The sequence below is a fragment of the Micromonospora sp. NPDC004336 genome, assembly GCF_053602615.1.
Window position 1 is genome coordinate 33,658 of record NZ_JBSGDY010000022.1, and the last position, 18,967, is coordinate 52,624.

At 75.2% G+C, this 18,967-nt stretch carries 16 protein-coding genes; 8 read left to right on the forward strand and 8 right to left on the reverse strand.

Annotated elements, in window-relative coordinates; translation table 11 throughout:
- Nucleotides 1-23: 23 nt before the first annotated feature.
- The 7 genes from ACWENR_RS07905 to ACWENR_RS07935 form a co-directional block, all read right to left on the reverse strand.
- Nucleotides 24-1,157, reverse strand: a complete 1,134-nt coding sequence (locus tag ACWENR_RS07905; RefSeq protein WP_452276265.1) for a sensor histidine kinase — start codon at nucleotides 1,155-1,157, stop codon at nucleotides 24-26.
- A 63-nt stretch (nucleotides 1,158-1,220) separates the two neighbouring features.
- Nucleotides 1,221-1,970, reverse strand: a complete 750-nt coding sequence (locus tag ACWENR_RS07910) for an ABC transporter permease (RefSeq protein WP_452276281.1) — start codon at nucleotides 1,968-1,970, stop codon at nucleotides 1,221-1,223.
- A complete protein-coding gene (locus ACWENR_RS07915; RefSeq protein ID WP_452276266.1) occupies nucleotides 1,970-2,908 on the reverse strand; it encodes an ABC transporter ATP-binding protein in 939 nt (312 codons plus the stop codon). Before ACWENR_RS07915 ends, ACWENR_RS07910 begins: the two co-directional genes overlap by 1 nt.
- A 90-nt stretch (nucleotides 2,909-2,998) precedes the next feature.
- Nucleotides 2,999-3,673 carry a response regulator transcription factor gene (locus tag ACWENR_RS07920; RefSeq protein WP_452276267.1) on the reverse strand — a complete coding sequence of 225 codons (675 nt, stop codon included), beginning with the start codon at nucleotides 3,671-3,673 and terminating at the stop codon, nucleotides 2,999-3,001.
- A 53-nt stretch (nucleotides 3,674-3,726) separates the two neighbouring features.
- A complete protein-coding gene (locus ACWENR_RS07925; RefSeq protein WP_452276268.1) occupies nucleotides 3,727-4,899 on the reverse strand; it encodes a hypothetical protein in 1,173 nt (390 codons plus the stop codon).
- Nucleotides 4,896-5,441 (reverse strand): SigE family RNA polymerase sigma factor, encoded by a 546-nt coding sequence (locus ACWENR_RS07930; RefSeq protein WP_452276269.1) that lies wholly within the window; start codon nucleotides 5,439-5,441, stop codon nucleotides 4,896-4,898. The genes ACWENR_RS07925 and ACWENR_RS07930 overlap by 4 nt, the downstream gene beginning before the upstream one ends.
- Before the next feature lie 118 nt (nucleotides 5,442-5,559).
- Nucleotides 5,560-6,855 carry an MFS transporter gene (locus ACWENR_RS07935; protein ID WP_452276270.1) on the reverse strand — a complete coding sequence of 432 codons (1,296 nt, stop codon included), beginning with the start codon at nucleotides 6,853-6,855 and terminating at the stop codon, nucleotides 5,560-5,562.
- Nucleotides 6,856-6,972: 117 nt separating this feature from the next.
- Here ACWENR_RS07935 and ACWENR_RS07940 point away from each other — a divergent pair, with 117 nt between their 5' ends.
- The 5 genes from ACWENR_RS07940 to ACWENR_RS07960 all read left to right on the forward strand — a co-directional run bounded on the left by ACWENR_RS07940 (nucleotide 6,973) and on the right by ACWENR_RS07960 (nucleotide 14,968).
- Complete coding sequence (locus ACWENR_RS07940; RefSeq protein WP_452276271.1) at nucleotides 6,973-8,760, forward strand: HSP90 family protein; 1,788 nt, start codon at nucleotides 6,973-6,975, stop codon at nucleotides 8,758-8,760.
- 3 nt (nucleotides 8,761-8,763) lie between these two features.
- Complete coding sequence (locus ACWENR_RS07945) at nucleotides 8,764-11,616, forward strand: hypothetical protein (protein ID WP_452276272.1); 2,853 nt, start codon at nucleotides 8,764-8,766, stop codon at nucleotides 11,614-11,616.
- Nucleotides 11,617-11,799: 183 nt separating this feature from the next.
- The gene (locus ACWENR_RS07950) at nucleotides 11,800-12,423 is read left to right on the forward strand and encodes a TetR/AcrR family transcriptional regulator (protein ID WP_452276273.1); all 624 of its coding nucleotides are present in this window, start codon (nucleotides 11,800-11,802) and stop codon (nucleotides 12,421-12,423) included.
- Nucleotides 12,424-12,508: 85 nt separating this feature from the next.
- Nucleotides 12,509-13,876 (forward strand): acetyl-CoA carboxylase biotin carboxylase subunit, encoded by a 1,368-nt coding sequence (locus ACWENR_RS07955; RefSeq protein ID WP_452276274.1) that lies wholly within the window; start codon nucleotides 12,509-12,511, stop codon nucleotides 13,874-13,876.
- Between the two features lie 171 nt (nucleotides 13,877-14,047).
- The gene (locus ACWENR_RS07960; protein ID WP_452276275.1) at nucleotides 14,048-14,968 is read left to right on the forward strand and encodes a hydroxymethylglutaryl-CoA lyase; all 921 of its coding nucleotides are present in this window, start codon (nucleotides 14,048-14,050) and stop codon (nucleotides 14,966-14,968) included.
- 54 nt (nucleotides 14,969-15,022) lie between these two features.
- Here the strand turns inward: ACWENR_RS07960 and ACWENR_RS07965 are convergent, their stop codons facing one another.
- Entirely contained in the window at nucleotides 15,023-15,583 is a 561-nt protein-coding gene (locus ACWENR_RS07965; RefSeq protein ID WP_452276276.1) for a snapalysin family zinc-dependent metalloprotease, read from the reverse strand.
- Nucleotides 15,584-15,790: 207 nt separating this feature from the next.
- On the opposite strand from ACWENR_RS07965, the gene ACWENR_RS07970 reads away from it, so the two are divergent.
- From ACWENR_RS07970 to ACWENR_RS07980, 3 genes are all read left to right on the forward strand, one after another.
- Nucleotides 15,791-17,323, forward strand: a complete 1,533-nt coding sequence (locus tag ACWENR_RS07970) for an acyl-CoA carboxylase subunit beta (RefSeq protein ID WP_452276277.1) — start codon at nucleotides 15,791-15,793, stop codon at nucleotides 17,321-17,323.
- Between the two features lie 107 nt (nucleotides 17,324-17,430).
- On the forward strand, nucleotides 17,431-18,585 hold the full coding sequence (locus ACWENR_RS07975; RefSeq protein WP_452276278.1) for an acyl-CoA dehydrogenase family protein: 1,155 nt from the start codon (nucleotides 17,431-17,433) through the stop codon (nucleotides 18,583-18,585).
- Nucleotides 18,586-18,721: 136 nt separating this feature from the next.
- Nucleotides 18,722-18,967, forward strand: a 246-nt coding sequence (locus ACWENR_RS07980; RefSeq protein ID WP_452276279.1) for a helix-turn-helix transcriptional regulator, incomplete at its 3' end; no start/stop codon positions are given.

An 18,967-nucleotide genomic window follows, 5' to 3' on the forward strand; every position in this document is an offset into this window, starting at 1 on the left:
CGCGCGGCCCGGCCCGGGCCGGGTCACGTCGGTTTCGGCAGCTCAGCGATCAGCCGGAAACCGCCGTTCGGCCCGGCCTGGGCCACCAGCGACCCGCCCACCTCGGCGAGGCGCTCCGACATGCCCTTCAGCCCGGAGCCGGCCGGCGGGCGGGAGTGCTGCGGGCCGGCGCCGTCGTCGGTGATCTCCAGCCGGACCTGTTGCGGGGTGTGCGCCATGACGATCTCGACCCGGGTGGCGCCGCTGTGCCGGACGACGTTCGTCGCCGCCTCCCGCACCACCCAGCCGAGCACCGCCTCGGACTCCGGATCGAGCGGCGGACCGGAGAGCTGGACGTCGGCCGACACCCCCGCCGCCGTCAGCGCCGACCGGGCCCGGTCCAGTTCGGTGGCGAGGCTGCTCTCCCGGTAGCCCGAGACGGCCTCCCGGATCTCGGTCAGGGCCTGCCGGCCGACGGTCTCGATGTCGGACGCCTGGGCGGCCGCGCGCGCCGGGTCGCGCTCCGCCAGCCGGCGCACCGCCTCGGCCTTCACGACGATCACCGACATGCTGTGCCCGAGCAGGTCGTGCAGGTCGCGGGCGAAGCGCAGCCGTTCCTGGTCGACCGCCGACCGGGCGAGTTCCTCCCGGGTGCGGCGCAGTTCCGCCGTCGTCGCCGCGAGACCGAGGATCGCCGCCGTCACCACGCCGGAGATGAAGGTCCCGTAACCGTTGATCATCGCTGCCAGCGGGTCGTGGTCCCGTTCCCCGGAGATCACCCCCGCCGACCCGCCCAGGACGATCAGCGCCGCGACGAGGTGCTGACCTCGGAGTACGACGCCGCACGCCAGCGCCAGCGGCAGGAAAAGCTGGATCCAACTGCCGCCGTACCCCAGGGCCAGCGGGTAGGTGACGGCGGCCTGGGCGGCGAGCAGGCCCAGCGTGGTCCGCTGCGTCCGGCGGCGGGGGTCGAACGCCCGGAACGTCACCGCGACGTAGAGCGCCACGAAGGCCAGCAGGCCGGTCCCGGCCAGCCAGGGCAGGGGCACGTCGCCCCGGACGAGGTCGGCGACGGCGCCGGCGGTCAGCATCAGGAACGGCAGGAAAGCCTTCCCGCTGGTCAGCTCGGGCAGCTCCTGGGTTTCCACGTCCGTGCCCGGCCACCGGAACCTCCGCATGTCTCGGCCCTCTCCTGCCTGGTGGTGGTCGCGTCCCGCGCCGAACGTCCCGGTGTCCCGCCGTCAGGCGCGACGGCTGGCCCGACGGTACGCGTGGCCGCCGTACGCGGCGAACAGCGCCAGCCAGGCGACCAGCACGAGGACCGTGTCGAGGCCCGGTACGTCACCCCGGGCGGTGGCCCAGCCCAGCTCGCCCAGGCGGTGGGCCGGCGTCCACCGGGCGACGGCGGCCAGCCAGCCGGGGAACTCCGAGACCGGGAACCACAGGCCGCCGACGAACGCGAGCACCAGGTTGGTCACCACGTTGGCCACGTTGGTGGTCTGGGCGGAGAGGGCGTAGCCGTTGGCGAGGCCGAGCATGGTGAAGGGCAGCGACCCGATCCACAACAGCAGCACCAGCGCCACCCACTGGCCGGGATCGAGGCGTACGTCGTTGACGACCGCCCCGGTGGCGAGCACCACCGCGATCGTCGGCAGGACCATCAGCGCACCGGTCACGGTCCGCCCGAGGACCGCCTGGGCCGGGGTCAGCGGGGTGATCCGCAGCTGCCGGAGCCAGCCCGCCGCCTTGTCCTCGGCGACCGCCGTGCCGGCGGTCAGCCCGGCGCTGAGCGCGCCGTACGCGGCCAGGCCCACCATCGCCGTCACGGCCCAGTCGGAGGAGCCGACGCCGACGCCGCCGCCCACGTTGGTGAACATCAGGTACATCAGCACGGGCGTGCCGATGCCGAAGATGACGAATCCGGCGTCCCGGAAGGTACGACGGAGTTCCAGCCCGACGTACTGGTACACCGGGGCGATCTGGCCGAGCATCACGAACCTGCCTTCTGGGTCGGGGCGGAGGGGGCGGCGGTGGGAGAGGTGAGGGCCAGGAAGGCGTCCTCCAGGCCGGCGGAGGCCACTTCGAGGCCCCGCACCGGTCCCCGCTGGGTCAGGGCGTGGACGGTGGCGTCGGAGTCGGCCGTCCGCAGGCGTGCCCGCCCGTCGACGACCGCCACCGAGAGCACGCCCGGCAGGGACCCGAGGTCCGCGGGCGCCGGGTGGCCCTGGAGGTCGAAGGAGACGACGCTCGCGCCGACGGCCTGCTTGATGTCGGCGCCGCTGCCGTCGGCGACGACCCGGCCCCGGTCGATGACGACGACCCGGTCGGCGTTCTGGTCCGCCTCCTCCAGGTAGTGCGTGGAGAAGAGCACGGTCTTGCCCCGGCCGGTGAACGCGCGCATCGACTGCCAGAACGAGCGGCGGGCCGCCACGTCGAGCGCGGCGGTCGGCTCGTCGAGGACCAGCAGGTCCGGGTCGCCGACGAGGGCGACGGCGAAGCTGACCCGCTGCGCCTGGCCGCCGGAGAGCCGGTCCACCCGCCGGCCGGCGAGCTCGCCGAGCCCGGCCAGGGCCAGGGCCTCGTCGACCGGCATGGGCTTCGGGTAGGTGCTGGCCACGAAGGTCACCAGCTCGCGCACCGTGACCCGGGGAACGGGCTTGGCGTCCTGGAGCATCGCCCCGACCCGCCCGGCGCGGACCGCCCGCCGCGGCGCCTCGCCGAACAGGCGTACCTGGCCGGCGGTCGGCTCGTCCAGGCCCAGCAGCAGGCCGATCGAGGTCGACTTGCCCGCGCCGTTGCGGCCCAGCAGCGCGACCCGCTCGCCCCGCCCGATCGTGAGGTCGAGCCCGGCGACCGCCCGTACGTCTCCGAACGCGCGGACCGCGCCGGCGAAGGTCACCACCGGTTCCGCACCACCTGTCTGCGTCATGCCGGAAACGCTACGGGCGCAGGTCAGGTGCCTTGTAGACGAAAATATCCGGACCCCGGCAGGACAAATGTCACCGCCGGACGGCGCGGGTCAGAGCCAGCCGCGCTCGTCGGCGACCCGGGCCGCCTCCGTACGGTTGCGGGCCCCGGTCTTGCCGATGGCCGACGACAGGTAGTTGCGGACGGTGCTCTCCGACAACCACAGCTTCGCCGCGATGTCCGCCACCGTCGCGCCGCCCTGCCCCGCCGCCAGCACCTCCCGCTCCCGGGCCGTCAGCGGGCTCGGCCCGGCGCTGAGCGCGGCGGCCGCCAACGCGGGGTCGATCACCGACTCGCCGTCGAGCACCCGCCGGATCGACGCCGCCAGCTGGTCGACCGGGCCGTCCTTCGACAGGAACCCCCTCGCCCCGACCTCCATCGCCCGGCGCAGATAGCCCGGCCGGCTGAACGTGGTGACGATGAGCACCCGGCAGTCGGGCAGTCGGGTGCGCAGCTCGGCGGCGGCGTCCAGCCCGGTGCGGCCGGGCAGCTCGATGTCCAGGACCGCGACATCGGGCCGGACGTCCAGCGCGACCGGCACGATCCTGTCGCCCTCGGCCACCTGGGCCACGACCTCCATGTCGTCTTCGAGGTCCAGCAGCAGGGCGAGGGCGCCGCGCATCATCCCCTGGTCCTCCGCCAGCAGGATCCTGACAGGTGCCGCAGGACCGGCCGACCGGGCGTCGGGGGCGGCCGGGTCGGGGGCTCCGGTCGGGGCGTCCGTCATGGCGGCCACGGTACGAGGCGGCAAAGGGGCGCCGGCGGGAGGGGCCGGCCCGGTCAGCGGGCGGCGAGCGACACCGCGCCGTACAGGTCCCGGGTGACGCCGGTGACCTCGCCGGTCTCCGGCCGCCAGCGCAGCAGCCCGCCCGGGGCGTGGCGCAGCAGCACCGCCCCCTCCCGGTCCCAGCCGAGCACCTCGCAGCAGCCCTTCCACCCGTCCCGACCCAGGTCGAGCAGCTGGGTCACCGTCCCGGTACGGGCGTCCAGCACCGCGACCCCCTCCAGCCCGCTCGTGTTGCCGGCGCTGATCCAGCCGGCCCGGGCGAGCCGTTCGCCGCGCAGCCAGCCGCGCCCGTAGAACTCGTCGACGCGGTGCTCCGGGATCAGCCCGGAGGTGCGGACGGGCACCCGGTCCTGCCCGCGTCCCCGCTCGTCGGTGGCGACGCGGTGCAGCATCAGGCCACCCGGCGGGCCGCCCAGCTCCAGCAGGAGGTCCGGCTGGCCGCCGGGGTCGGGCACGGCCACGTCCCAGGGCGACACCGGGATCTTCCGGCTGGCGCCGGTACGCGGATCCATCTCGTACGTGGTGTCGTCGTCGCCGACGAGCAGCCGGTCGCCGGACCAGAGGACGTGCTCCAGGTGCCCGGCCAGCGGGAACCGGCGGACCGCCGCGGTGGTGAGGTCGACCACGACCACCTCGTCGGTCTGGGCGAGGGCGGCCACGCGCCCGTCCGGCGCGAGGCTGCCCGTCTTGAGCGGGACCGCCTCGTTGCCGTGGGCGTCGCGGGTGGGGGCCGGGGTCACGACGTCCAGTTCGCGGACGAGCCCGTCGTCGCCCAGCACCCGGATCGGGCCCGCCGCGCCGGTGTCCCGGTCGACCGGCTGGTACAGCGCCAGCGCCTGGCGCACGGGTCGGGCGGAGAGCTTCGCGCCGACCGGGTCGCCGAGCCGGCCCAGCGGGTCGCCGGGGTAGCTCAGCTCGGCCGGCGGCCGCTGCACGGGCGGGGCGCTCGGGGCGGGCGTCGCGGCGGCCGGCGGCGGCGGGTCGGCCGGGCGCAGGGCCACCGCCGTACCCCCGGTGAGCAGGGCGACCGCCACGGCGGCGGCGCCGGCGGCCCGACGGGCGCGCCGGACGCGGCGGGCCCGTTCCCAGCCGGTCGCCGCCGGGCGGGCCGGCCGGACGTCCTCGGCGGCGGCGGTGAGCAGCCTTCGCAGTTCGTCGTCCCTCACGGGTTCACCTCCAATCCGGTGACCGGGCCGTCGCCGGGCCGCCCCTCGTCGCGGGCCAGCTCCGGGGCGACCTCGCGGAGCCGGCGCAGCGCCGCGTGGCACTGGCTCTTCACGGTGCCGACGGTGACGCCGAGCGCCTCGGCGGTGGCCGCCTCGGTGAGGTCCTCGAAGTAGCGCAGCACCAGCACCGCCCGCTGCCGGGGCGGCAGGTGGCCGAGGGCGTCGCGCAACGCGAGCCGCAGCGCCCCGTCGCCCTCGTGCGCCGCCCGCTCCGGCGGGTACGCGCTCAGCCACTCCCGGCGGCGGCGTCGCCACCAGGAGACGGCGTCGCGGTAGAGGATGGTCCGCACGTACGCGGCCGGGTCGCCCTGCCGCACGGCGGGCCAGCGCAGGGCGAGCTTGAGCAGCGCGTCCTGGAGCAGGTCCTCGGCCTGGTGCCGGTTGCCGCAGACGAGGTAGGCCGCGCGCAGCAGCCGGTGCTGGTGGCTCTCGACGAAGGCGACGTAGCCGTCCCGCCCGTCGTCGGCCGTCGCCGCTCCCATCCGCCCTCCCTCCGGCCGGGTCCGCGCCGTCACCAGGCAGACGCACCGGCCCCCGGAAAAGGTTGGGGGACCTCGCCGATCGCCTTCCGGCGGGCCGGGCACCGCTCCGGGCGGGCGGTCATGCCGAGCCGACGGCGGGGCGCGGGACGGCGGGCGGCACCGACGCGGCCGGGCGCAGCGCCCGCCACGCCGCGAGGGTGACCAGCACGAAGACCCCGGCCACCGCCGCCGCCACCGGCCCCGTCCCGTACGCCGCGCCCGCCAGGCCGGCGAGCGCCGCCCCGACCGGCGCGGCGAGCAGGCCGACCATCCGCTGGGCGGAGCCGACCCGGCCGAGCAGGCCGGGCGGCACGTGGCGCTGCCCGTAGGTGGCCCAGAGGCTGTTCCACACGGTGGTGCCCGCGGCGAAGACGGCCAGCGCCAGCCCGCCGGGTACCGGGTGCCGGGCCAGCGCGAGCCCGGTCAGCGCGACGGTCTGGACGGCGAGCACGGCGCGCAGCGCGGGCACCGTGCCGAGCCGGGCGGCCAGCCGGCCCGCGCACAGCCCACCGGCGAGCCCGCCGAGGACCGCCGCCGCCGCGAACAGCCCGTACCCGGCCGGCGGCACCCGCAGCACGTCGAGCGCGTAGATCACCAGCACCGCCAGCAGCCCGCTGATCGCCAGGTTGCTTCCGGCGGTCAACCCGGTGAGCCGCCACAGCGTCCGGTCCCGCCGCAGGAACCGCAGCCCCTCCCCGGCCTCCCGCCACACCGACCGTCCCCGCCCCGCCGCGGTCGCGCGGCCGTGGCCGGCGCTCCCCGGCTCGCGGGCGGTCTCGTCCGGGCGCGACGTGCCCGACGGCGGGGTGGGGCGCAGGGCGAGGGTGAGCAGGGCGGCTGCGGCGAAGGTGAGGGCGTCGAGGGCGAACGGCAGGGGCGCGGCGAGGGCGAAGAGCACGCCGGCGGCGGGGGCGCCGAGGAAGCCGCCGGCCACCGCCGTGCCGGCCTGGAGCCGGCCGTTGGCCCGGGACAGGGCGGCCGGCGGCACCACCGACGGCAGCATCGCGAACGCGGCGGCGTCGAAGAGGGTGCCGAGCGCGGCGAGCAGGAACGCCGCCGCCACCAGCACCGCGACGCCGGCCCGGTCGGCGGCCACGGCGACCGCCAGCCCGCCCACCACGACGGCCCGCAGCGCGTCCACCACCGCCATCGTCCGGCGGCGGTCCCAGCGGTCCGCGTACACGCCGCCGAGTAGGCCGAACAGCAGCGGCGGGAGCTGGCCCGCCACGGTCACCGCGGCGATCACCCGGGGATCGCGGGTCAGCGTCGCGGCCAGCAGCGCCAGCGCCGGCGTACGCAGGGCGTCGCCGAGGCGCGAGGAGACGGCGGCGGACCAGAGCAGCCGGTAGTCGCGGCCGAGCGGGGGTGCGGTCATGGCGGCGAGCCTCGGGGCTCGACCGGGTCGAGGGTCAAGCCGCCGGAAAAGGGGACCGCGCGTGTCGGTGATCATCGGTACGGTGGGCGCCGGCACCGGACCGGGGAGCACTCCAGCGTGGACCACACCTTCCAGGTCGACCTCCGTGGCGTGGTCGACCTGCTCAGTCATCACCTCTACGGCAGCCCGCGGGTCTACGTCCGCGAGCTCCTGCAGAACGCCGTCGACGCGATCACCGCGCGCCGGGCGGCCGACCCCGACGCGCCCGCGCTCGTGCGCGTCGAGACCCCGGAGCTGACCGGCGACGGCACGCTGCGGGTGCACGACACCGGCATCGGCCTCACCGAGGCGCAGGTGCACGAGCTGCTGGCCACCATCGGCCGCAGCTCCAAGCGCGACGAGCTGGGCTTCTCCCGGCACGAGTTCCTCGGCCAGTTCGGCATCGGCCTGCTCTCCTGCTTCCTGGTGGCCGACGAGATCCGGGTGGTCACCCGGCACGGCGACCATCCGACGGTGCACTGGACGGGGCACTCCGACGGCCGGTACGCCGTCGAGCCGGCCCCGCCCGGGGCCGGGCGGGCCGAGCCGGGCACCACCGTGACGCTGGTGCCGCGCCGCGACGCCGACCAGTGGTTCGGCACCCCGACCGTGGTCGACCTGGCCCGGCTCTTCGGCTCGCTGCTGCCGGTCACCGTCCGGGTCGGCGACGTGGTGACCACCTCCGGGCCGCCGCCCTGGCCGACGGCCCCGGGCGCGCCGGTCGACCGGGCCGCCCTGGTCCGCTACGCCCGCGAGACGCTCGGCTTCGACCCGTTCGACGTGCTGCCGCTGTCGGTGCCGGAGGCCGGCCTGACCGGGGCCGCCTTCATCCTGCCGACCCCGGTGAACCCGGCGGCCCGGGCCGGCCACCGGGTCCACCTCAAGCGGATGCTGCTCGCCGAGCACGCCGACGGGCTGCTGCCCGACTGGGCCTTCTTCGCGCACTGCGTGGTCGACGCCACCGAGCTGCGCCCGACGGCCAGCCGCGAGGCTCTCTACGAGGACAGCCTGCTCGCCGCCACCCGGGAGGCCCTCGGCGACCAGGTGCGCGGCTGGCTGGTCCGGCTCGCCAGGCACGACCCGCGGCGGCTCGCCGAGTTCCTCCAGGTGCACCACCTCGGGGTGAAGGCGCTCGCGCTGCACGACGACGAGATGCTGCGCCTGGTCGACCAGTGGTGGCCGATGGAGACCAACGTCGGCACGCTCACCCTGGCCGAGTTCCGCCAGCGCCACGGTGTGCTCCGCTACGCGGCCAGCCTGGATGAGTTCCGCCAGCTCGCCGCCGTCGCCGCCGCGCAGGACGTGGCGGTGGTCAACGGCGGCTACACCTACGACACGGAGCTGATCGAGCGGCTGCCGGCGGTGGACCGCTCGGTGCTCGTCGAACGGCTGGAGCCCAGCGACCTGACCACCCGCTTCGACAGCCTCGACCCGCAGGTCGAGCTTGCCCTGCGGCCGTTCCTCACCGCCGCCCAGCGGGCCCTGGAGCGGCTCGGCTGCGAGGTGGTCGTCCGGGCGTACGACCCCGTCTCGCTGCCGGCGCTCTACCTGGTCAGCCGGTCGGCGGCGTTCAACGACCAGCTCGCGGCGAGCCGGGACCGGGCCGACGAGCTGTGGGGCGGGGTGCTGGACGCGCTGGCCGCCTCCGCCCCGCCGGACCGCCCGCAGCTGGTGCTCAACCACCGCAACCCGCTGGTCCGCCGGGTCACCACGCTGACCGACCCGGAGCTGGCCGGGCTGGCCGTCGAGGCGCTCTACGGGCAGGCGCTGCTGCTCGGGCACCATCCGATCCGCGCGGCCGACGCCGCGCTGCTGAACAGTTCCTTCCTCGGCCTGCTCGGCCGGGCCGTGCCGGGACAGGAGTGAGCGATGAACACCGAGGACGAGGACCTGTGGCGGGTGCTCCGCGAGGTCGCCGACATGCCGTACGGCGCGGGGCAGATCGCCGCCGTCGAGCAGCTGCTGCGCCGGGTGGACGCCGCCGACGACCGTGAGCTGGCGTTCGTGACCCGGATGCAGGCCACCACCGCGTACGTCTACGGCGGCGAGCCGGCGAAGTCCTTCGTCACCTTCTCCTGGTGCCTGGCCGAGTTCGACCGCGACCCGCAGCCGTACCACCAGCGCTACGCCCACCAGTTGCTGTGGCACTTCAAGTACATGGTCACCGGCCTGCTGCGGTTTCCCGAGATCCCGCTGGACCGCGCCAACGCGGTGCTCGACGACATGGAGCGCCGATACCGCGAGGGCGGGCACAGCCTCCAGGCCGTCCACAAGCACCGCTTCCAGGTGGCGGACCATCTGGGCGACGCCGAAGCCGCCGAGCACTGGTACCGGCTCTGGCAGACCACCCCCCGCGACGAGCTCTCCGACTGCGCCGGCTGCGACCCCACCACGCAGGTGCAGTACCTCGCCGACACCGGCCGGCACGCCGAGGCGGTCGCCCTGGCCGAGCCGGTCCTCGCCGGCCGGCTGAGCTGCACGGAGCAGCCGCAGGCCATCCTCACCGCGCTGCTCCTGCCCTACCTGCACACCGACCGTCCCGAGCAGGCGCGCGACGCCCACCGGGAGGCGTACCGCCGGCTGCGGGGCAACCTGTCGGACCTGTGGGACATCGGCAACCACGTCGAGTTCTGCACGCTGACCGGCAACGACGCCCGCGCGGTGGAGATCGTCGAGCGGCACCTCGACTGGCTCGACCGGGCGCCCTCGCCGGCCGCCGCCATGCACTTCGCCGCGACCGGCGCCGCCGCGCTGCGCCGGGCCGGCGAGCTGACCGTCTACCGGCGGGCCGCGGGCGACCGGCCGGCCGGCGAGGTCACCGCGTCGGCGCTCGCCGCCGAGCTGACCGCGACCGCGACCGCGCTGGCCGCCCGGTTCGACGCCCGCAACGGCACGTCGTACCAGTCGGAGTGGATCGCCCGGCGGCTCGCCGCCGAGCCGACCGGCGCGCACCTGCCGCTCTCGGCCAGCCTGCGCCGCCGGCCGGCGCCGGCCGCTGGCGGCGGGCCGGCCGCCGATCCGGCGCCGGCGCTCGCCCCCACCGCGCCGGTGCCGGTCGACGCCGACGCCGACGCGCTGCTCGACTTCGCCGAGGAGCGGCTGCGCCGCCACGACCAGGAGGCGTTCCGGGCCGCGCTGGCCGCCTGGGACGACCGGTTCGGCGCCACGGACGTGCCCGCCGCGACGGCGGCCCACCGGCTGGAGCTGCGCGCCGCCGAGCTGGGCGACGGGGAGGACGTGGCCGCCACGGTCGCGGCCCACCGCGCGGCCGTCGCGGCCTACCGGGAGCTCGGCGCCGAGCTGCGGGCGCAGACCGTGGCCGGCCGGCTCGGGGTGCTGCTGGCCGGGGCCGACGAGACCGCGGAGGAGGGGCTCGACCTGGTCCGGGAGTCCGCCGACGTGCTCGACCGGCGGGGCGACGACCGGCAGCGGGCCGCCGGCCTGGACCGGGTCGCGCTGGCGCTGATGCACCGGCAACGCTGGTCGGAGGCGGTCGAGGTCCTCGACCGGGTGCCGGCCGGCGCCGGCGGCGACCCGTGGCTGGCCGCCCGGATCGCGCTGCACCGGTCCCACCTGCTCGAACAGCTCGACCGGGTGGCGGAGGCGCACGAGGCCGCCGTCCGGGCCCGCGACCTGGGCCGGGAGCTGGGCCTCGGCGACGTCGTGACGGCGGCCTGCCTGGCGTACGCCCGGACGACCGAGGACCCGGCCGAGGCGGTCGCCGCCTGCGACGAGGCGCTGCGGGTGGCGCCGGCCGAGGCGTGGCTGCCGGTCCGGGTCGCCCGGGGCCGGGCGCTGATGACGGTGGGGCGGGCCGCCGACGCGGTGGACGACTTCGCCGAGGCGGTGACGCTCTGCGTCGAGCGGGGCGCCGACGGCGACGCCTTCCTGCGGTGGGAGCTGGCGAACGCGTACCGGGTCGCGGGTCGGCTGGGCGAGGCGGCCGAGGTCGCGGAGGAGGCGGTGCTCGGGCTCGACCGGCTCGGCGCGCAGGCCGAGGCGGACCGGTGCCGGCACCTGCTCGCCGGTGTCTACGAGGGGCTGGGCGAGATCGATCCGGCGCTGGCCCTGCTGGAGCAGCTCGCCGACAACCTGGACGGCCCCGACAACCTCCCGCACCGGGCCCAGGTGCTGGAGGAGGCCGGCGGGATCCTCTACGACGCCGACCGGGACGCGCTGGCGGCGGGGCGGTTCGCGGCGGCGGCGACCGCGTACCGGCAGGCCGGGCTGCCGCTCGACGAGTTCCGGGCCCGCCGCCGGGAGGCGTACGCGCGGCTCTGGGCCGGTGACGAGGCGGCGGCCCTGGGCACCGTCGAGGAGCTGGACAAGCTGGCGGCGGGGCTGGCCGGGCAGCTGGACGAGCCGCCGCCGGTGACGTACGAGCTGGCGCTGGCGGCCGAGGCCGGAGCGCGGGTGCTGGTCGCCCACGACCGGGAGGCGGAGGCGTACGACCGGTTGGCCGGGGTGCCCGCCCGGCTCCGGTCGATCGAGGCGTTCGGCGAGGCCGCGCAGGTGGAGGTCTTCACCGGCGAGCTGCTGCTGCGGCTCGACCGGCCGGCCGCGGCGGAGCCGCTGCTGCGGGAGGTGCTCGGCGGGCTGCCGGCGGGGACGCGTCCCGCGCAGCAGGCGGCCTGGCTGCTGGCCCGGGCGCTGGACCTGCTGGACCGCCCGGACGAGGCGGCGGCGCTGCGGGACGAGCACGGCCTCGACCACGAGCACTGACGGGCGCGCCGCCCGGACCGCTGCCTCCCGCCGCCGGCCCCGGGCGGCGCACCCGGCCCGGCCCCGGGCCGTGCGCCCGGCGGTGGCCGGTTGCTCGGGACGGCGGCGCCCCCGGCCGTGACGGAGGCGACCGGCCGGTAACCGAGCCTCCACGTCGCCGCGAACTCGGTCTACGCTTGCCCGGTGACGGTGGAGCAGCAGGCACGGGGCAGGACGAGCGGCGCCGCGGGGTCGGGCCGGCGTCGGTCGCGCAGGGACGAGATCCTGGAGATCGCGGTCGGCCTCTTCGCCTCCCGGGGCTACCACGGCGTCTCGATGGACGACATCGGCGCGGCCGCCGGGGTCACCGGCCCGGCGCTCTACCACCACTTCGCCGGCAAGGAGGCCATGCTGGTCGCCGCGCTGATCCCGGTCAGCGAGGAGCTGCTCGCCGGTGGCCAGGAGCGGTCCGCCGGCCACCCCGACGACCCGCGCGGCGCGCTGGAGTCGCTGATCGACTTCCACGTCGACTTCGCGCTGGCCAACCCGGCGGTGATCGCCCTGCACCTGCACGAGCTGGACCGCCTCCCCGACGAGCCGCGCCGCCGGATCCGCCGGCTCCAGCGGCTCTACGTGGAGCAGTGGGTGACGGTGCTGACGGCGCTGCACCCGGGCATGCCCGACGGCGAGGCGCGGGTGCTGGCCCACGCCGCGTTCGGCCTGATGAACTCGACGCCGTTCCTCGGCGGCGAGGTGGACCGGCGCCGCCGGGCCGAGCTGCTGCGCGCCGCCACGCTGGCCGCCCTCCTGGCACACCCCAACCCCTGACCGGCGGGCGGGTGGCGACTCGTCAGTAACCGAGCGGTCGTGGTTACCTGGCACCCGTCCCAACCCCCGGACGCTGGGAGGAAACATGATCGAGTCGCTGCTGGTCGCCAACCGGGGCGAGATCGCCCGCCGGATCATCCGCACCGCGAGGCGGCTCGGCGTCCGCGCGATCGCGGTGCACTCGGAGGCCGACGCCGGCCTGCCGTTCGTGGCCGAGGCCGACGAGGCGGTGTGCGTGGGACCGGCGAACCCGGCCCAGAGCTATCGCAACGTCGAGGCCATCCTCGCCGCCGCCAAGTCCACCGGCGCGCAGGCGATCCACCCCGGGTACGGCTTCCTGTCGGAGAACGCCGACTTCGCCCGTACCGTCGAGTCGAGCGGCCTGGTCTGGGTCGGGCCCGGCGCGGACGCGATCACCGCGATGGGCGACAAGATCAACGCCCGGAACCTGATGGCGGCGGCCGGGGTGCCGGTCGCGCCGGGCACCACCGACCCGGCGGCCGACCTCGACGCGGCGGTCGCCGCGGCGGCGGAGATCGGCTACCCGGTGATGGTGAAGGCCGCCGCCGGCGGTGGCGGCATGGGCATGGGCGTCGCGAACGACGAGGCCGCGCTGCGCACCGAGTACGACAAGGTGCGCGCCTTCGCCGAGCGGATGTTCGGCGACGGGTCGGTGCTGATCGAGCGCTACTTCCCCCGGGTGCGCCACGTCGAGGTGCAGATCCTCGGCCTGGCCGACGGCCGGGTGGTCGCCCTCGGCGAGCGCGAGTGCTCGGTGCAGCGGCGCAACCAGAAGCTGGTCGAGGAGTCGCCGTCCCCGGCGGTCTCGCCGGAGCTGCGCGAGCGCTTCCTGGCCGCCGCCGTGCGCGCCGGCGAGGCGGTCGGCTACCGCAACGCGGGCACGGTCGAGTGTCTGCTGGTCCCACGTCAGCGGGACGCCAAGGGTGCGGGCTCCGCCTCCGAAGAATTCTTCTTCCTGGAGATGAACACGCGGCTCCAGGTGGAGCACCCGGTCACCGAGCTGGTCTACGGCGTCGACCTGGTCGAGGAGCAGTTGCGGGTGGCCGCCGGCCTCGCGCCGACCTTCGACCCGGACGCGCTCGCGCCGCGCGGGCACGCCATCGAGCTGCGGATCAACGCCGAGGACCCGAAGCGCTTCCTGCCCGGCCCGGGCGCGATCACCGCCTGGACCGAGCCGACCGGCGAGGGCGTACGCGTCGACTCCGGCTACGTCGCGGGCAACACGGTCACCCCGTTCTACGACAGCCTGATGGCGAAGCTGATCGTCAGCGGGGCCACCCGGGCCGAGGCGATCGAGCGGGCACGGGCCGCGGTGGCCGGCTTCGAGCTGACCGGCCCGAAGTGCAACCTCCCGTTCTTCGCCGAGCTGCTGGAGAACGACGAGTTCCTCTCCGGCGACTACGACACCGGCATCGTCTCCCGCATGCGCTGACCCCGCGCCCACTCCCGGCCGCGCCGCGTCGATCATGAGGTTGGCCGTGCGGTTCGCCGCTGTCCTCGCGGTCAACCTCATGATCGATGGTGCTGGGTGCGGAACGGGCGGGGTGGGTGGGAGGCTGGGGGGACCCAGCACAAGCACTGCGTCACAGTGAGGTGACCCCTTATGGCGGAACTGCCAGGCTCCGTGTCGATCCGGGAGGTCGGGCCGCGCGACGGGCTCCAGAACGAGGAGCCGATCCCGACCGACGCCAAGGTGCGGCTGCTCGACGCACTTTCCGGCACCGGCGTGCGGCGGATCGAGGCTGTCTCGTTCGTGCACCCGAAGGCGATCCCGCAGATGGCCGACGCCGACGAGGTGTGGCGGCGGGCCGCCAGGGCCGACGGCGTGCGCTACTCGGCGCTGGTGCCGAACACCCGGGGCGCCCAGCGCGCCCTCGCCGCCGGGTTCACCGAGATCGAGGTGGTGGTCTCGGCCAGCGACACGCACAACCGGCGCAACGTCAACCGCTCCACGGCGGAGTCGCTCGACGACATCGCCGAGCTGATCGACCTGCTGCACGGCGCCGGCGCGCAGGCCGAGGTGATCATCGCGACCAGCTTCGGCTGCCCGTACGAGGGGGACACCGACCCGGCCCGGGTGGCCGCCATCGTGGACCGGGTGGTCCGCGACGGCGCCGACCGGGTGGCGTTCGGCGACACCACGGGCATGGGTACGCCCCGCCGCGTCCGCGACCTGCTGACCGCCGTACGCGACCGCAACGCCCACGTCCCGGTGCTGCTGCACTTCCACAACACCCGGGGCACGGCGCTGGCCAACATGCTGACCGCGCTGGAGCTGGGCGTCACCGAGTTCGACGCCAGCGTCGGCGGCCTCGGCGGCTGCCCGTACGCGCCGGGGGCCAGCGGGAACCTGGCCACGGAGGAGGCGGTGCACATGCTGCACGACATGGGCGTCGACACCGGCATCGACCTGGACGCCCTGGTCGAGGTGGCCGAGCTGGCGGAGGAGCTGGTCGGCAGGCAGCTCCCGTCCGGGGTGCTCCGCGCGGGCCCGCGCACCCGGCTGACGCCGCTGCCGAGCTGAGGGCAGGCGGGGAGGGGCCGGCGCGGTGCCGGCCCCTCCGACGTGCCCGGTCGGTCAGCCCACCGTGGTGAGCGCGGCCGGCCAGCTGTCGTTGAAGATCTGGGGCTCGGCGCGGTTCGTGCTGAGGGTGCCGGCGAAGAGGCTGGTCACCCGGTTGGCCTCGGTGCTGCTCGGGTACGGGTTGGTGCAGCTGGTGCCGGCGCTGCCGCCGGACATCAGGATCGCGCAGTTGCCGTTGTAGTTGTCGGGCAGGCCGAGGATGTGCCCGATCTCGTGTGTCATGATCCGCAGCGGGCTGTACTGCTGGGCCTGCTGGGTGTCGATGTAGACCCGCCCGTTGCCGAGGCTGGTCCGGACGGCGTACGAGCCGCCGCCGGTGATCTGGTAGATCCGCAGGTTGGAGCCGCAGTTCGCCGTGAGCGTCAGGTTCGACGTGGCGTTGTTCCAGATCGAGGCGGCCTGGTTGGCCGTACCGGCGAAGCTGCCCGCCTGGCTGGTGTTGTAGCAGATGGTCATGGCAGCCGAGGCGGGCGTCGGGTTGGCGACCGTGACGCCGAGGGTGGCGAGCGCCGTCGCGGCGAACGCGGCCGCGAACCGGTTGAGTCGGGAGGTCATCGCTGACTCCAATCCGGGAGAGGGGTGTCCGGAGCGTAGCCCCATAGATTCATGATTTTCAATGGTTTGCCGACGGGGCCCGCCTGGTGCCGCCTCCGGTGTGCCCGCGGCTCGCCGAGCGCCGGGCGGATGCGCTAGCCTAACGATCGTTCAGGTCGGTCGGCCCGTCCAGGAGGCGGCCGGCCCCGGTTCGGCGAGGGAGTCGGCGTGACGCTCGACGGTGAGGCTCTGGAGCAGCTGCGCAAGCGGGCCCGGGCCGGCGGTGCGGACAAGTACCACGCGGCGAACGCCGCCAAGGGCAAGCTCTTCGCCCGGGAGCGGGTCGCGCTCCTGGTGGACGAGGGCTCCTTCGTCGAGGACGGCCTCTACGCCAACGCGATGGCCGAGGGCCTCCCCGCCGACGGCGTGGTGACCGGCACCGCCACCATCGACGGCCGCCCGGTCTGCCTGATGGCGAACGACTCCACGGTCAAGGCCGGCAGCTGGGGCGCCCGCACCGTCGAGAAGATCATCCGGATCATCGAGCGGGCCTACTCGACCAGCGTGCCGATGGTCTACCTGGTCGACTCGGCCGGCGCCCGGATCACCGACCAGGTCGACCTCTTCCCGGGCCGCCGCGGCGCCGGCAAGATCTTCTGGAACCAGGTCCGCGCCTCCGGCTCCATCCCGCAGGTCTGCGCGCTGTTCGGGCCGAGCGCGGCCGGCGGGGCCTACATCCCGGCGTTCTGCGACGTGGTCGCCATGGTCGACGGCAACGCCAGCATGTACCTCGGCTCCGACCGGATGGTCGAGATGGTCACCGGCGAGAAGACCACGCTGGAGGCGATGGGCGGGGCCAAGGTGCACTGCGCCGAGTCGGGCGTCGGGCACTTCCTCTGCAAGACCGAGGCCGACGCCCTCGACGTGGTCAAGCGCTACCTGTCCTACCTCCCGACCAACTGGACGCAGGCCCCGCCGGCCGCGCCCGCCGTCGCGGCGCCCGAGAAGGCCGACCTGGCCGCGCTGGTGCCGGCCAGCGAGCGGCAGGCGTTCGACATGCGGCGGTACGTCAAGGGCCTGCTCGACGAGGGCAGCTTCTTCGAGATCCAGGCGCTCTGGGCCAAGGAGCTGACCATCGGCTTCGGCCGACTCAACGGCGAGGTCGTCGGCGTGGTCGGCAACAACTCGATGTTCAAGGGCGGCGTGCTCTTCGTCGACTCGGCCGACAAGGCGACCCGCTTCGTGCAGCTCTGCGACGCGTTCAACGTGCCGCTGCTGTTCCTGAGCGACGTGCCCGGCTTCATGGTCGGCAGCGCGGTGGAGAAGCAGGGCATCATCCGGCACGGCGCCAAGATGATCACCGCGATCTCGGAGGCGACCGTGCCGAAGATCTGCGTGGTGGTCCGCAAGGCGTACGGCGCCGGCCTCTACGCGATGGCCGGGCCGGGCTTCGAGCCGGACGCCACGATCGCGCTGCCCACCGCCAAGATCGCGGTGATGGGCGCCGAGGCGGCGGTCAACGCGGTCTACGCCAACAAGATCGCGGCGATCGGGGACGAGGCCGAGCGGGCCGCGTTCGTCGCCGCGAAGCGCGAGGAGTACGAGCGCGACATCGACGTCGTCCGGCTCGCCAGCGAGCTGGTGGTCGACGCGATCGTCGAGCCGCACGAGCTGCGCGCCGAGCTGGTCCGGCGGTTCGCCGCCGCCCGCACCAAGGAGCGGCACTTCTCCCGGCGCCGGCACGGCGTCACCCCGGTCTGATCCCGCCGCCGGCCCATCCGGCCGGCCCGGGCCCGCACCGCGCACCAGCGACCCGTCCGTTCCCGGCGTCACGAGCGCCCGGCGGCCCATCCACACAGGAGGATTCCATGGACTTCCGGCTCACCGAGGAGCAAGAGGCGCTCCGGGAGAGCGTGCGCGAGTTCGCGCGCGAGGTGGTCGCCCCGGTCATCGCGGAGCACTACGAGAAGCACACCTTCCCGTACGAGGTGATCCGGCAGATGGGCAAGATGGGCCTGTTCGGCCTGCCCTTCGCCGAGGAGCACGGAGGCATGGGCGGCGACTACTTCGCGCTCTGCCTCGCGCTGGAGGAGCTGGCCCGGGTCGACTCCAGCGTGGCGATCACCCTGGAGGCGGCGGTCTCGCTGGGCGCGATGCCGATCTACCGCTTCGGCACCGAGGAGCAGAAGGCGCAGTGGCTGCCCAAGCTGCTCAGCGGCGAGGCGCTGGCCGGCTTCGGGCTGACCGAGCCGGGCACGGGCTCGGACGCCGGCGGCACCCAGACCCGGGCCGTGCTCGACGAGTCCACCGGCGAGTGGGTGATCAACGGCTCGAAGGCGTTCATCACCAACTCCGGCACCGACATCACCGCGCTGGTCACCGTCACCGCGGTCACCGGCACCCGCCCGGACGGCGCCAAGGAGCTGTCCACCATCATCGTGCCCTCCGGCACGCCGGGCTTCACCGTCGCGCCGGGCTACTCCAAGGTCGGCTGGAACGCCTCGGACACCCACGAGCTGACCTTCGACGACTGCCGGGTGCCGGCGGCCAACCTGCTCGGCGAGCGCGGCCGGGGCTTCGCCCAGTTCCTGCGCATCCTCGACGAGGGGCGGATCGCCATCGCCGCGCTGGCCGTCGGCCTGGCCCAGGGCTGCGTCGACGAGTCGATCAAGTACGCGAAGGACCGCCAGGCGTTCGGCCAGCCGATCGGCAACTACCAGGCCATCCAGTTCAAGATCGCCGACATGGAGATGAAGGCGCACACCGCCCGGCTGGCCTACTACGACGCCGCCGCGCGGATGCTCGCCGGCGAGCCGTTCAAGCGGCAGGCCGCCATCGCCAAGCTGCACGCCAGCACCATCGCGGTGGACAACGCCCGCGAGGCGACCCAGATCCACGGCGGCTACGGCTTCATGAACGAGTACCCGGTGGCCCGCTTCTGGCGCGACTCCAAGATCCTGGAGATCGGCGAGGGCACCTCCGAGGTGCAGCGCATGATCATCGCGCGCGACCTGGGCATGTGACGGCGTCGGGTCCGGCGGCGTCGGGCGACCGATTCCGCTGCCGGACCCGGTTCCGCTGTCGGATATCCGCACCCCGCCGTCGGCAGGGCGACGCTCGCCTGCCGGCGGTCGCACCCCGTCCGTACTCTTCCTGGCCATGACTCCGGATCATGATCGTTCGCGGCATCCGGGCGGTCGTACCGGCTTGCCGGAGCTGTTACGCGGGCACCGGCTCGCCGCCGGCCTCACCCAGGCCGAGCTGGCGTCGCGGGCCGGCGTCGGCGTCCGGACCGTCCGCGACCTGGAGCGGGGCCGGTCGTCCCGGCCCCAGCGCACCACCGTCGAGCTGCTCGCGGACGCGCTGGAGCTGGCCGGGGCGGCCCGGTCGGCGTTCCTCGCCGCC